The organism is Paenibacillus sp. DMB20, assembly GCF_000987955.1.
Lineage (GTDB): Bacteria > Bacillota > Bacilli > Paenibacillales > Paenibacillaceae > Paenibacillus_AQ.
Genome location: NZ_LAZU01000041.1, coordinates 119,107 through 133,674 on the forward strand (window position 1 = coordinate 119,107; position 14,568 = coordinate 133,674).

8 protein-coding genes are annotated in these 14,568 nt (G+C 58.2%); all 8 read right to left on the reverse strand.

The genetic code is table 11. The features are described 5' to 3' along the window. Positions 1–7: 7 nt before the first annotated feature. From XI25_RS24875 to XI25_RS24905, 8 genes are read right to left on the reverse strand one after another with little or no spacing between them, the layout of a single operon-like run. Positions 8–724 carry a thioesterase II family protein gene (locus XI25_RS24875; RefSeq protein WP_052759763.1) on the reverse strand — a complete coding sequence of 239 codons (717 nt, stop codon included), beginning with the start codon at positions 722–724 and terminating at the stop codon, positions 8–10. A gap of 40 nt (positions 725–764) precedes the next feature. Next, positions 765–1,736, reverse strand: coding sequence for a hypothetical protein (locus XI25_RS24880; RefSeq protein ID WP_046680718.1), 972 nt, complete (start codon positions 1,734–1,736; stop codon positions 765–767). Between the two features lie 33 nt (positions 1,737–1,769). Further along, positions 1,770–11,795: a non-ribosomal peptide synthetase gene (locus XI25_RS24885; protein ID WP_327204859.1), complete on the reverse strand. Its 10,026-nt coding sequence runs from the start codon at positions 11,793–11,795 to the stop codon at positions 1,770–1,772. Continuing rightward, positions 11,749–12,018 (reverse strand): beta-ketoacyl synthase N-terminal-like domain-containing protein, encoded by a 270-nt coding sequence (locus XI25_RS35935; RefSeq protein ID WP_268794566.1) that lies wholly within the window; start codon positions 12,016–12,018, stop codon positions 11,749–11,751. The genes XI25_RS24885 and XI25_RS35935 overlap by 47 nt, the downstream gene beginning before the upstream one ends. A gap of 14 nt (positions 12,019–12,032) precedes the next feature. After that, positions 12,033–12,188 carry a hypothetical protein gene (locus tag XI25_RS35345; RefSeq protein ID WP_235440314.1) on the reverse strand — a complete coding sequence of 52 codons (156 nt, stop codon included), beginning with the start codon at positions 12,186–12,188 and terminating at the stop codon, positions 12,033–12,035. Next, on the reverse strand, positions 12,154–12,837 hold the full coding sequence (locus XI25_RS24895; protein ID WP_235440316.1) for a CPBP family intramembrane glutamic endopeptidase: 684 nt from the start codon (positions 12,835–12,837) through the stop codon (positions 12,154–12,156). Before XI25_RS24895 ends, XI25_RS35345 begins: the two co-directional genes overlap by 35 nt. Further along, positions 12,834–13,643, reverse strand: a complete 810-nt coding sequence (locus tag XI25_RS24900) for a CPBP family intramembrane glutamic endopeptidase (protein WP_046680719.1) — start codon at positions 13,641–13,643, stop codon at positions 12,834–12,836. Before XI25_RS24900 ends, XI25_RS24895 begins: the two co-directional genes overlap by 4 nt. A gap of 4 nt (positions 13,644–13,647) precedes the next feature. Next, entirely contained in the window at positions 13,648–14,520 is an 873-nt protein-coding gene (locus XI25_RS24905; RefSeq protein WP_046680720.1) for a CPBP family intramembrane glutamic endopeptidase, read from the reverse strand. Between the last annotated feature and the right edge of the window lie 48 nt (positions 14,521–14,568).

Below are 14,568 nucleotides of genomic sequence, written 5' to 3' on the forward strand. Positions count from 1 at the left end.
TTACGGGTCAGATCGGGGCAGGCGCCTCGGTCAGCTTTTTGTTAATCACCGCTACAACATCGCGTTCCCGCTCATGCAGGAAAAAATGTCCGCCTTCAAACAGCATCAGCTCGCAGCCTCCCGTCGCATAACGCTCCCATTCACCGAGCGGGCCTTTGACGCAGCCGTCATCCTTGCCGCTCAAGATGGCGAGCCGGAGCGGCAGCGGCGGCCGCATCCAATGCTCGTATTCGCCGACAAGCTTGAAGTCGGCTCTAAGGATCGGCATAAACATATCCAGCAGCTCCCGATGGCGGAACAGCTCGCCCGGCATGCCGCCGAGCCGTTTCAGTTCCTCGAGAAACTCATCATCCGGTAGCATATGGGTCCGGCGAGCCTCCTCCTGCTCGCAATGCGGCGCCCCTCTGCCGGAGAGGAAGACCGCCCTAGGCAGCGGGAATCCTTCCTGCCGCAGCGCATGCAGCAGCTCATAACCAAGCAGGCTGCCCATGCTGTGGCCGAATAAAGCATATGAATCGGAGCCAAGCGCCGTCTCCAGCACCAGCGACAGCAAATCCTGCACGGCTTCTGCCACATCCGCATAGAAAGGCTCACCCATCCGGCTTCCTCTGCCCGCCAATTCGGCCGGCACCAGACGCACGCCAGGATGCAGCCGGTTCGTCCAGCGCTTGTACGCTTGTGCGGAGCCTCCTGCATATGGCAAACAAATTAATGATATCGTCATAACGCCCGCCTCCCGGGTAACATGTTGACGCAAGCGGCCTTTACGCGCCGGCGACCAGCGTGGTCCAGAACGCTTTTTCCTTCGCGAACAAATCGTCCGCGAGCGCCAGCTCTCTGCCGCGTTCGAAGTCCCCCGTCACAAAGCGGTCCTTCACCTGATCCCATCCATCCCTCACTGCGCCAAGCTGACTGGACAACGACTCATATAGTGTTTCGCCGATCAGCCTCTTCTCCCGCATGGAGCGGAGCAGCGACATGTTGGCGATTTGCCGGTTGCAAATGATATTGACGCCGACAAGGCCATAGGTCAAATGAGCTTGCTTCTTTTCCGGGTCGGAATCTACATTCCACATGCCCTCTATTGAGAACTCGCCAAGCTCCCTCGCCAGCCGCTCCGCATTTTCCACCACTTCAGCCAGCTTTAACTCGTAGGGCGGAACCTTTTCATGCAGGTTGTATACGTAGAAGGCAGGCCCCAAATAGTCCGGATTCACGTTGTATTCCGAGTTGCCGTACGCCTTGAGCAGCCTTTCCTCCGGCACCTCGTGCTCCTCGTAGCCCGCAAGCGTGTCGTCAATGACGTAGAAGACGCCGCGCTCCTTGTCGTATCCGTTAAACAGCGAATAATGATACCAATGGAACTTTTTCCAGGCCATGCTGCCCGGAAGCCAGTCGTACAAATCGACGTTAACGCTCAAGTTGCGTCCGCCCGTAAGCATCGCCCTGATTTCCTCCAGCACCGTCTCCTTGCTGCGGAAATGACCGGGCTCGATATAGCGGATCACCTGCGACAGCGGGAATCTGGCAGGATCATCCATATAATACAGCGTGTCAATTGTCGGATAGCTAAAATCCTTGTCGGTTGCAGCCTCCCAAGGATAGTAACGATAAATGTTCAAATACGCCGCATCCCTGTAGCTGGGCTCCTCCGACACCGCAATGGAAAACGCCTGGTTCAGCATGCAGTTCATCCAAAACTCGTTAAACGGTTTCCTTTTCATCGACAGCTTCATCTTTCGCCGCCTCCTTAGACTCAGAATGTTGGTTTAAGCAAGCTTGCTTGCCGCAAGCACAGCACTGATTTTTTTGCTTGCTCCGTCTTCGACCAGCGCGTGTAGAATCGCCGTATAATCATCCGCCAGCGCCCGGACGGTCTCTTCGCGGAAAAGACTTGTCGCATATTCCAGCGCAAAGCCGATCCTGCCGTCCCGCTCCGCCGCTTCAAGCGTCAAATCGAATTTGCTGACGCCCGGATCGAACTCCTTGGGGTCGAATTCAATGCCGCCCGAACGGTAAGCGACGCGATCGATATTTTGCAAAATAAACATCGTATCGAACAGCGGATTGCGGCTGCGGTCCTGTTCGATTCCCAGCTTTTGCACCAAATCCTCGAACGGATAATTCTGGTGCTCCAGCGCCAGCAGCACATCCTCATGCAGCTCGGACAAATAATCGCCGACGGTGCGGTACGATTCCGGGAAGCTGCGAATCGCGACCGTATTGACGAACATCCCGATCAACCCTTCCAGCTCAGCATGATTGCGGCCCGCTACCGGCGTGCCCATAATGATATCCTCCTCACCGCTCCATTTGCTCAGCAGCATCGAATAAGCCCCGAGCAGCACCGTATACAACGTCGTGCCGCGCTCGCGCGCAAACGCCTTGATCTTGAGCGTCAGCGCCTCATCCAGTCTGAAGATGATCAGACCGCCCTTGAAGTTTTGCAGTTCCGGCCTTGGCAGGGCCGTCTTGAGCGCAAGCGTCGGCAGCTCCCCTTCGAACGCCTCCAGCCAGTAGCGCTCATGCCCCATATAGGCCTCGCTGCCGATTTGTTCTTCTTGCCATACCGTGTAGTCCCGGTACTGGATATCCAGCTCCGGCAGCTCGCCGCCGCCGTACAAAGTGGTCAGTTCCTGCAGCAGGACGCTGACGGAGACGCCGTCGGTAATAATATGATGAAAGTCCAGCAGCAGCAGATGGCGCTCCTCGCCAAGCGGAATTAATCCGGCCCGGAACAGCGGGAGACTGCCGAGATCAAACGGACGGATAAAGCGCTCCATCAGCGCGCTGATGCCGCCGAACACTCCTTCGGCTCCGCCTTCCGCGAGCAGCTTGCCCGCCGCCATTCTCAGCCTGGCACCCCGCTCCAGCGTAAATACCGGCTCCGCATGCACGCGCTGGCGGAACTCGTCCTCCTCGTGGTGGAACGTCGTTCTGAGCGATTCATGGCGACGCGTTATCGCAAGGAAAGCTTCCTTCAGCCGCTCCACATCGAGCTTGCCTTGCATATGCACGGCGAACGGCACATGGTACATCGTTGCCTCGCCCGAGATCAGCCCCATCATAAATTGGCGGCGCTGCGGCCTCGACATCGGGTAATGCTCGCGCTCCGGCTGTTTCGGAATGCGCGCGGCCGCCACGGTTCCGCTAGTGTCCAGATGGGCCGCTAAACCTTCAAGCGTAGGATTCATAAAAATATCGCGCAGCGGCATTTGCATGCCAAAGCGTTCCGCAATGCGGCTGACCATGCCTGCCGCCTTCAGGGAATGGCCACCGAGCTCGAAAAAGCTGTCCTTGGCGCTGATCGCATCCGTACCGAGCAGCTCCTTCCAAATCTCCGCCAGCTTGCGCTCGGTATCCGTCGATAGCGGAACAAGCTCGCTTCTGCCAGCGTCGGCCGGTCCCGGCTTCGGCAGCGCCCTTCTGTCGATTTTGCCCGTTGGCGTAAGCGGAATCGCATCCAGAACGACCATGCAGGCCGGAACCATATAAGAAGGCAGCTTGTCCCCGAGATATTCGCGCAGCTGCCCGGTCAACCGGCCGGATGGCGTGGCGCCGTCCGGATCCGCATCCGCTGCCGCGGCGTTCTGCATGACGACATACGCACAAAGCGCATATTCCCCATCCTCTTCCTGAAACGCGGTGACGACCGTTTCCTTCACCTGCTCATGGCGAAGCAGCAACTGCTCAATTTCACCGATTTCTATCCGGTGCCCCCTGATTTTCACCTGGAAATCGCGGCGCCCCGCATAGGCAAACTCCCCATTTTCAAGCCTGCGCCCAAGGTCGCCCGTGCGATACATGCGTTCGCCCGGCGCATACGGATTCGGCACAAAAGCGACATCCCATTCGGGATGGCTGAGATACCCACGCCCGACGCCCGGCCCGCCGATGCAAATTTCGCCCGCCACGCCTGTAGGCTGCAGCTTCAGTCCTTCGTCAAGCACCATCATGACGGAACCTTGGATCGGCGTGCCGATCGAAATGTCCTCGCCTTCGGTCACTTCCCGGATCGAGGTCCACACCGTCGTCTCCGTCGGACCGTACAAATTAAACAATCTGGCTCCTGTAGCGGCGCGCAGCCTGCCGAGCACATCGACCGTCAGCGGTTCCGCCCCGATCATCAATATCCGCAGCTTTTGCAAACCGTCCGTTTCGCCTCGCTGATTCATCCACCATTTGAAGCGCGACGGCGTAATTTGCAGCACATCGACGTCGTGCGCGTCGATCAGGCCTTGCAGCAAGGCGGCGTCGCCCCGTTCCTCTTCATTGGCCAATACAACCCGCATACCCATTGTGAGCGGAAGCAGATTTTCAACGACAAAAATATCAAAGGAGACCGATGCCATCGCCAAGATGCTCTGACCCTTCTCAAACGGAATCCGGTTTCGGAAGCCGCTGATGAAATGCGCCAGCCCGCGATGCTCGATCATCACTCCTTTGGGACGCCCGGTCGAGCCCGATGTATACAGCACATACGCCAAATGGTCCGGCTTATGGACACACTCCGGATTGCCTCTGTCCGCCGCATACAGCTCCGGATCGTCCAGATACATCTCGGCAATGGCTCTCGTTACGACTCCCGCATATGCTTTTTCCGTCAGCAGAAGCGCTTCGCCGCAATCCTCAAGCATCCAGTCGATCCTCTCTTTCGGATAAGCGGGATCAATGGCGACATATGCGCCTCCGGCTTTCAGAACACCCAAAATGCCGACAAGCAGCAGCGGGCTGCGGGACGCCATCAGCGCGACAATGCGCTCGGGCCCCACGCCCTTCGCCAGCAAGGAATGGGCAAGCCGGTTCGCGCGTTCGTTCAGCTCGGCGTACGTCACCGTCTCCGGGCCGAATTGAATCGCCGCCGCATCCGGCGTGCGCGCCGCCTGGCGCTCCACTTCCTGCACAAACCCCGTCCATTCCGCCGTTGCTTGCGCGGAAGCCGTCGCTGCGTCCTCTTGCCGGCCCGTCATGCCTTTCTGAGCTCGGATTTCCATCCTACCATTGCTCCCCTCTCTACTCGCGGCCTGTACCGGCATGCCTCCTCCGGCCAACTGAGCTAGCAATTGCTCCCGCTCGGTTTCACTCATCAGCTCAAGCTCGCCGACCGTGCGACCCAGCGATCTGCACATCTCCCGCACGAGTACGGTATAACTCTCCGCCATGCGGCGTGCGGTTTCCTCATAAAACAAATCTGCTGCGTATTCCAGTTGAAGCTCGATTTCCGCTTCCCGCTCCACCGCTTCCAGAGTCAGGTCGAACTTGCTTGTCCCCGCCTCGAACGGCATTTCGCCAAAGACGATGCCGCCTGCTTCCATCACCGCCCGGTCCATATTTTGCAAGACAAACATAGCGTCAAACAAAGGATTGCGGCTTCTGTCCCTATCTGCCTTCAGCCCTTCGACGAGCTCCTCGAAAGGATACGTCTGGCGCGAAAGCGCCTCTACGACATGGTTATGCAGCTCCGCCATATAGGCCCGTACCGTCTTGTCTCTTTCCGGCCTGGTCCGCAATGCCAGCGTGTTGACGAACATGCCGATCATGCCATGCGTATCGGCATGATCCCTGCCGGCGGCGGGGGTGCCCACAATGACTTCGGTCTGCCCGCTGTATTTGGCCAGCATCGCGGCAAAAGCGCCCAGCAGCACCGTATACAGCGTCGTCTTCGCTTCCCGCGCCAGCTTTCGCGCCTCCGCCGTTGTCCACGCGTCCAGCCGGAACGAATGGCGTCGGCCCTTATAGCTCGGCAGAGATGGCCGCGGCCGATCCGTCGGCAGCTCCAGTACAGAAAGCTTGCCTTCAAAGAGCTCCATCCAGTACCGCTCATGCTCCGCATAAGCGGCATTTGCAAATCCGGCTTCCTGCCACACCGCATAATCGCTGTATTGCACGCGCAGCTCCGGCAGCGCTTGTCCGGCATACAGCTGCGACAGCTCACTCACCAGCAAACCGGAGGATACGCCGTCCGTAATAATATGATGAATATCCAGCAGCAGCAGATGATCTTCCTCATTCAGTCGCAGCAGCCCCGCCCGCAGCAGCGGCAGCTTGTCCAGATGGAACGGGCGCTGGAAAACTTTCATCAGCCTCGTCACCTCGGCGCCGTCCGGCGGCGCTCCCCGCAACGCATCGTCTCCGATCAACGCCGCGCGATCCAGCGCCTCCAACTTGAACGCATACGGCGGTTGAACCATTTGCCTAAATTCGTCCTTTGACATATGGAAGGTCGTCCGCAAGCTTTCGTGGCGGTCGATCAGCGCCGTAAACGCGTCTTCCAGACGCGCTGTATCCAGCTTGCCCTGCAAGCGGAGCGCGAACGGCACATGATACATGGTGGCGTCTCCGGCCAGCAACTGCATCATATATTGGCGGCGCTGGGCGCGCGACATCGGATACCACTCGCGGGGCTCCGCCTTCGGGATCGGCTCGGCCTCCTCTCCGGCGCCGTCCCGCTCCTTCAGCCAGGCGGCCAATTCCGCAATGGAGGTAAGCTCGAATATCAGGCTGAGCGGAACCAGGGTGCTCGTCGCCTGCTGCAGCTTGCCCGCCAGCACGGCAGCCTTCAAGGAGTGGCCGCCAAGCTCGAAAAAGTCGTCGTGAATGCCGATTGGCCCAGCCGTATCGCCCAGCACATCCTCCCAAATGGCGGCGACGCGCTCTTCCATCCCGTCTCGCGGCAGCTCCGGCTTTCCACGCTCCCGTAGCCCGAATTCCGGCTCCGGCAAGGCGCGCCGGTCCACTTTCCCGTTCGGCGTCAGCGGTATCGCGTCAATCGCCGCGATATAGGCCGGAATCATCGCCTCCGGCATCTTGTCTTTCAGCTTTCTTCGCCATTCCCGCGAAGGGAGCTTGTCCGAAGCGACCACATACGCGCACAACTCCTTGTCGCCGCTTGCCTGCTCGCGGACGACCACAACCGCATCCTCCACATCGGGAAGGGAAACCAATTGCGAGCGAATCTCGTTCATTTCAATCCGCACGCCTCTGATTTTCACCTGTTGGTCGGCCCGGCCCACATACATCACATTGCCGTCCGGTAGCCACTTGGCGATATCGCCGGTGCGATACATGAAGCGGCCCTCATGATACGGATGCGGTAAAAAGTGCTCGGCTGTCATATCCGGCTTGTTCACATAACCGTCGGCAAGGCCGCTGCCGGCAATATACAGCTCCCCGGCTGCACCGATAGGAGCAAGCTGGCCGCCATAGCCGAATATATAAATTTCGACATTGTGCATCGGCCCGCCAATCGGCACATAGCCGCCGCGATAAGCGCCCGGCTTGTAAACGTACATATTGGAGCAAACCGTCGCCTCCGTCGGACCGTAGCCGTTAATAATTCGAATCTCGGGATTTAGCTTCGTGTACAGCTCCAGCGTTTCGTCTTGAATCGGCTCTACCCCAACAAGCATTTTGTCTAGCGTCATCGCGGAAGCCGATGGCTCCAGCTGCCTCGCAACCTCTTTCAGCAGAGACGGCGGCAAATAAGCGAATGTAATCCGCTCTTCCGCAATCACCTCAGCAATTCGCCTTGGATCAAGCAATTTCGGCTCTGGATAAAGCACCGTGCAAGCCCCGAACATAAGCGGCATAAACAGCTCCGCTACGCTGACGTCAAACGAAATATTGGTCAGGCTGAGGCATCTGTCTCCCTCACCGTATTGCCCATCGAAGAACATCCTGAACGAATGTCCGAAATTGTAAAAGCTGCGGTGCGGTACAATGACGCCCTTCGGCTGACCCGTAGAACCGGAGGTATAGATGACGTACATCGGATCGGCGGCGTCCTGCGGCCATACGGCGGTGGCATCTGCATCGTCTTCGCCGGAGAACAGCTTCTCATCCGCAATGTCCAGCACCTGTAATGAGGACGGCATGACGTCTGCAGCTCCGGAACGCGCGCCGTCCGCGAATACCAGCTCCGCGCCGCTGTCCTCAAGCATAAAGCGGATGCGCTCCTCGGGATAATGCGGATCTACAGGCATATAAGCGCCTCCGGCTTTCATAACGGCGAGCATAGCGGTCAGCATGGGTATGGAGCGCTCCGCCATGATGCCGACTACGCTGCCGAGTCCCACACCTTTGGCGCGCAAGGTTCGCGCCAGCGCATCGGTGCGGCGATCCAGCTCCCGATAGGTCATGGATTCACCGCCGCAAGATACAGCCGGCAGGTCGGGAACGGCCGCCGCCTGTTCCTTGAAGCAATCATGCAGGCAACGTGGCGGCGGAAAATACGCTTTGCGTCTCCCCAGCGCCAGCATGTGCAAGCGCTCCTCCTCCGTCAGCATCTCTACTTCGCCGAGCGCAACGTCGGGACGAAGCGTCACGCAGCGAAGCAGCTGCACATAATGCCGCATGAACCGCTCGGCTGTCGCGCGGCGAAACAAATCGGCATTATATTCCACGACAAGCCGCAATTCCTCACCATTCTCCACAGCCTGAATCATCAAATCGTATTTGGCCGTGCCATGCTCAAAGCGCTGGTGGCGATACGACAATCCCTTCGATGAAGCATTTGGAATACCCAGATTTTGCATGATGAACATCGTGTCAAACAGCGGACTCCGGCTGGCGTCCCTTCTATCCAGCCATTGCGCGATTTCCTCGAATGGATAATCGGCGTTGGCGTAAGCCCCGGTCGCCATCTCTTTCACTTCGGACAAAAAGGCTCTGAACGGCTTGTCCGCGCGCGGATAAGCGCGCAGCGCCAGCGTGCCGGTGAACATGCCCGCGATTGCTTCCAGCTCGCGCCTGTTCCGTCCCGCAATCGGCGTGCCGACGGCAATGTCCTCGGCCCCTGTATAGTGGGCGAGGAAAGTGTAATACGCCGATAGCAGCACCATAAACGGAGTCGTGCCCGATTCGGCCGCTAGGCTGCGCACAGCCGTCGTCAAACCGGCCTCGACGTACACGTCGAACGTTTCGCCGCGGTTGCCTTTGACGGGCGGACGCGGGGCATCGGTCGGAAGCGCAAGCAGCGGCCAGTCTCCCCGGCATTGCTCGCGCCAATACCGTTCGGCGTTCCCGGAGAGCGGCGTGCTCTCCTGCCATACCGCATAATCCTTGTATTGCAGCTGCAGCGGCGGCAACGAACCGCCTTGATATAAAGTCATCAGATCGGACAAAAGAATGCCCGCCGACATGCCGTCGGATGCAATATGATGCATATCAAGAAACAGCACATGGCGCTCCGGCCTCAGCGTCAGCAAGGCTGCGCGGAGCAGCGGAGCCGTATCGAGCCTGAACGGCCGAAACAAGCTTTGCAGCACGCCGTCCGCTTCCGCTTCATCGGCCTCCATCCGAATCAGGCGGAAAGGAATGGCTGCATGAATGCGCTGCCTGATCTCTCCGTCGATGACGTGGAAGGTGGTGCGAAGCGTCTCGTGACGCTCCACGATGGCTTGCAGGACGGCCTCCAGCCGGTCTGCATCCATAGCCCCGTCCAAGTGCAACAATTCGGGCAAATTGTAGCTGCGATCATCCGGCATCGCCTGCTGTTGCAAGTACATGCGTTTCTGCGGCGATGAAACCGGATAATGTTCTTGCGGGGCCGCCTTTGGAATCGGCTCCAGCGTATCGCCGGACAAAGCGTCGGACGCTTGGCTGGTCAACGGTCCGACATGCCCGCCGGAAGCTCCTGCTCCGTCACGGCCGCAGGCCGCCGCTTGCCCGTCATGACCGCCGCTCCCAACGTCCGCACCTTGTCCATCGTGCCCAGCGTTCGTTCTTTGCGCTGTCGCCGCGTGGCTCTCCCCGACCCGCCGCTCGATCAGCGCCGTGAACGAAGGCAGATCCGCATGCCCCAGCAAATCCGCCGCCTGAATGCGGACGCCTGCAAGCTCGCTGAGCCGGTTTACAATTTTGAGCGCAATAATGGAATCTCCGCCCAGCTCATAAAACCCGGCATCCGCAGGCAATTCGTCATAACCGAGCAGCTCTCCCCAGACATCTGCGACATGCTGCTCCCATTCCAGGCCGGAGCGCTCCCCGATTAACGCAACGCCGCGGCGGCGCTGACTCGTCATCCCGCCGCTCTGCTCCAGCGCGGCTTGCCATCTGGCAAACGTCTCGTTCATTTCTTGCCCAAGCTCCTCGGGAATATCTCCACTGAGCGAATATCCGCTCCAGGCCGCAAATGGCGTATGAAGCACCGCTCCGGCGCGCGCCTCCTCCACCCAGCAACGGTGAGAATCGAACGGATACGTCGGAAGCGGCAGCCGTTGGCGGCGTTGTCCTAGGTAGATCGCCTTCCAGTCGATCTCGTATCCGGCCACGTAACGTTGGCCCAGCTCCAGCGCGTCCATTTCCTTTGGAACGGGTTGCTGCCGCATATTCCCGGCCGCAGCCGAATCGGCCGTTCCGAAGCGGACGTTCGGCAGCGCAAGGCCGGTAAGTCCGCTTTCGGCTGCGGCATGCAAGGTCTGGGCAAGTTCTTCCCAGCCGCTTACCGCAATCGCCAGGCGATAGCGATGGGCTCCCCGGCCGACGGCCAAGGTGTAGCAAAGGTCGGCCAGGCTGCGGCTCTCATCGCCGCGATGCTGCAAAACCCAGTCCCGCATCAGCAGCACGAGCCTTTCCAGCGCCGTCATGCTATACGCGGACAAGCAGAACAGCTCCGCTCTATCCGAACGACCCGAAGGCATCCCGGCGGGAGCCTCTTCCAGCACAACATGGCAATTGGTCCCGCTCATGCCGAAAGCGCTTACTCCGCATCTTCTTGCTTCGCCGTCCGTCTCCCATGGTGTCAATTCGTCATTGATATAAACAGGCGAATCCACAAACGGAATGTTGCGGTTCGGCGAGCGGTAATGAAGCGTTGGCGGAAGCTGCTTGTGGACAAGCGACAGGATCGCCTTGAGCAGCCCTGCAATGCCGGCGGCATGGTCAAGATGGCCGATATTTGTTTTCAGCGAGCCGATGGCGCAAAATTGCCGTTTATCGGTATATCTCCGGAAGGCGCGCGTCAGTCCGTTGATTTCGATCGGGTCGCCCAGCGAGGTTCCCGTGCCATGCGCCTCCATATACGTCACCGTTTCGGGATCAATGTCCGCATCCTGCCAGGCGCGTGCAATAACGTCCTCCTGCGCGAGGGCGTTCGGGGCGGTAATGCCGACCGAGCTGCCGTCCTGATTCATCGCGCTGCCTTTGATGACGGCATAAATATGGTCGCCGTCCTCCTGCGCGCGGGACAGCGGCTTCAGCAGCAGCGCAATCACGCCGTCGCCGATGCCCGTTCCGTCCGCCGAGTCGTCGAACGTTCTGGCCCGGTTGTCGCTTGACTCGATGCCAAGCCGTATGCCGGTATCCAGCGGCAGCACGTTAATTTTGACGCTGCCGGCAATCGCCGCCTCGCATTCGCCGCTGCGGATCGATTGGCATGCCAGATGGACAGCTACCAGCGAGGAGGAGCAGGCGGTGTCCACGCTGATCGCCGGTCCGCGCAAATTAAGCAAATACGAAATCCGGCTCGGTATCATGGAGCTCAGATTGCCGGGCGCCGCCATGGACAAGGCGTCCGGGTCCAGCGCTTCGATGATTCGCTTGTAATCATGCAGCGAATCCCCGTTATAGCCGATATAGACGCCGGTGCGCGAACCATGCAGCGCATCTCCGCCGTATCCCGCATTTTCAAGCGCGCCCCAAGCCGTCTGCAGAAACAGGCGCTGCGCCGGACTCATCAGCGAGGCTTCCTTGGGCGAAAGCCGGAAAAAAGAATAGTCAAAACCTGAAATATCTTCGATATACGCCCCGTCAAAAAAAGGAAACGGAGCCGTATTGCGCCTCCATGCGGCGCAAATACGGCCTCAATTCCTCCTTGCGTGAATCCGGAAACCCGCCTACCAGGTCCTTGCCGCTCCGGAGAAGCTCCCAGAAGGCTTCGTGCGATTCCGCGCGCGGCAGCTTGGCGGATATCCCGACAATCGCAATATCCTTGAGGGAAACATTGGAGACGGAGCCCCCGCTTCGCCCCTTCCGCCCGGTTGTGTCTTTTTTGGCATCCAGCAAATCCAGTTGAAACATGGCGCCCTTCCCTCCTAACTAGTAATGGAATCGCTGACGGCCTGTTCTTTTTCTGCCTTTCCGCCGCTCCCGCGCAGCAGCAGCAACACATGCGTCGCGATGCCAAGTCCGCTGATCAGAGTTAATAATCCAAGCTTACCGGACTGCCAATCGCCCGCCCATTGCAGCACGATATACAAGGTGCCTGTGCTGCACACATGGGCCGCAAGCGCCCCCCCAAAGCGAACGCGAGCCCACGCGAACGGTACCGTATACGATCGCTCCCAGTGCCGCAAATGCGCCAACCGTCACATTCATAAATACCGCGCCGAACAATGCGGCCTGGAGAAGAACCGTCCACAGAACCGAAAGACGTTGACTGAGCGTATGGAACAGCATTCCTCTGAACAGCCATTCCTCCAGCAAAGACCCCAGCAGCAAGCTGCCGAGCACAAATATGATCAGGCTGCCTCCGGCAACAAAAGCGACCAGATCCGAAATGGCCTGAAAGTTCGCTTTTATCCACGGGAGACGGGTAAACGCGGCGATAAACAAGCCGAGCCAGACGCCCGTCCCTGCGGACAGCAGCAACGTTCCGCCGCGCGCAGGAACAACCCCCAAATCCTTCAGCGAAATTTTTTGCCAGCGCAGCAGCGGAAGATAGACGGCAAGCACGATGATATTGGATACAATCAGCACAATGCCGGAATTGCCTTTGATCCACTCTTTCAGCCCGGGATCGCCGACCCAGTTGTAGAGCGCTTGATTGACAAGCATCACAATTGCCGCATAAATGACCAAATATAAGACGGTATTTCCCGCTATTCGCAATCCCTTCACAAAGGCGTCACCGCCTCGGAAGACGGCCGCCCGGAGATCGAAGAGCGATGCTTGACCGCAAGGAATATGCCAACCGCAATCATGGCGGCCGCCACAGCCATCACGATAAACATGATGGTGACATCCGTCGTCTCCGGCCCGTAATGCCAAAGCAGGTACTGACTGCCCTGACAGGCGACTTGCGCGGCAATCGGCGCCCAGATGGATTTAAACCAGACATACAAGAGCGCAAAAATAACCGCGCCGAGAAAACCGTACAGCGAGAGCGGAATGTCTCCGAAAAAGAACAACGCCCCGTACAACACGCCCTGAAGCACAATTGCGGTCCAAACCGGGAGCACGCGTCTGAACTCATTCATCAGAATGCCTCTGAATAATGTCTCCTTGTAAATATTTCCGAGAATCAGGAAAACCAGAAATACATACCATTCCGCGCGGTTCAGGTAATCAAACAATTCGCGGAACCGGTACTTGTCCGATGCAATGGCGGGAAGCCGGGAGAAAGCGACCGTAAACAGGCCGGCTCCAAGCCCGATCCATAAAGCGATCGCCACCGATTTGCCGCCCATCACGCGGAACTTAGCCGCCTTGAACAGATTTTCTTTGAATATAAACCTCCAGGCCAGCAGCATGAGCGGCAAACCCACCATATCGTTCAAAATAATGACGGTTACCGTATTCTGTTCAAACCATGTGCTTCTGGGGTACACATAATCGAAAAACAATGTCGTCACGATAAAAAACCATGCAAAATACAGGCCGATAACAACGGCCACGCGAGCCAACATCATTCCCCACGCCTTCATGCGGTCAGCTCCCCTTTTGTGCAGCAGACGGCGCGTCAGCCGTCAACGCTTGACCGGCGCATGCGCCGATGCCGCCGTTGCCGGAGGTCCGCCAGACATAGACGGAACCTCCAATCAACGCAGCCAGACAGAGCGCTGTAATGATATACAGCGAAACATCGCCCAGCTTGTCAAACCATACGTAGAACCCGATGTATTTAAATAGAAAGATTGTGCCCATTGCCGTATTCTGTACCAGAATAGGCGCCCACAGCGACCCGGTGCGTAAATACAGCGCCCCGTAAATCAGGCCCGAACCGATGCTGATGACCGAAAGCGCCGCGCTCGGCTGGAAGTAGGCGTAAGCCGCAGCTTGCAGCACCAAGGCCGCATATACCGGCATAACCCTGCGAAGCTCGCTGAAAATGAGGCCTCTAAACAATATTTCTTCAAATGCCGGGCCGATCAAACCAGCGCCCAGAATGACGTACCAGATCGAATCCCCTCTGATCAGATCGTCGACCAGCGCGGGAATGGACGGAAATTGCCGGGCAATATCGTCAATGACGATAAGACCGATGCTGAACAAGCTTCCGGCAAGACCCAGGCCAATCATCAGCAAGACGCGTGAGGCGCTCAGTCGTTTGAAGCCCGACGCGCGGAACAGATTTTTTTCCGCATGGGGCCAGATCCATCCTTTGATACGAAAGATGATCATGTACGCAAGCGTAATCAGCGTGAACAGAACGACCATAAACATGGCCGGGTTGCGATCCAGAAACTTGGCGAAGGACAGCGTCACTTCATAATTGTAAGTAGAGCGAAGCAGATAGAGCAGCGCATAAAAGACCCCGAGATAAAGCGCGATATTCCCTATCATGGTCAACACTTTTTTCACAGGAAAGCTCCTTTCTTCCTTCTGTCAGATGTATGCTCAGGGTCAGGC

Excerpts from the sequence above, each read along its gene's own strand:
- XI25_RS24875 (WP_052759763.1), bottom strand. The coding sequence starts at position 724 with ATGACGATATCATTAATTTGTTTGCCATATGCAGGAGGCTCCGCACAA.
- XI25_RS24880 (WP_046680718.1), bottom strand. The coding sequence starts at position 1,736 with ATGAAGCTGTCGATGAAAAGGAAACCGTTTAACGAGTTTTGGATGAAC.
- XI25_RS35935 (WP_268794566.1), bottom strand. The coding sequence starts at position 12,018 with ATGTTTCAACTGGATTTGCTGGATGCCAAAAAAGACACAACCGGGCGG.
- XI25_RS24900 (WP_046680719.1), bottom strand. The coding sequence starts at position 13,643 with ATGAAGGCGTGGGGAATGATGTTGGCTCGCGTGGCCGTTGTTATCGGC.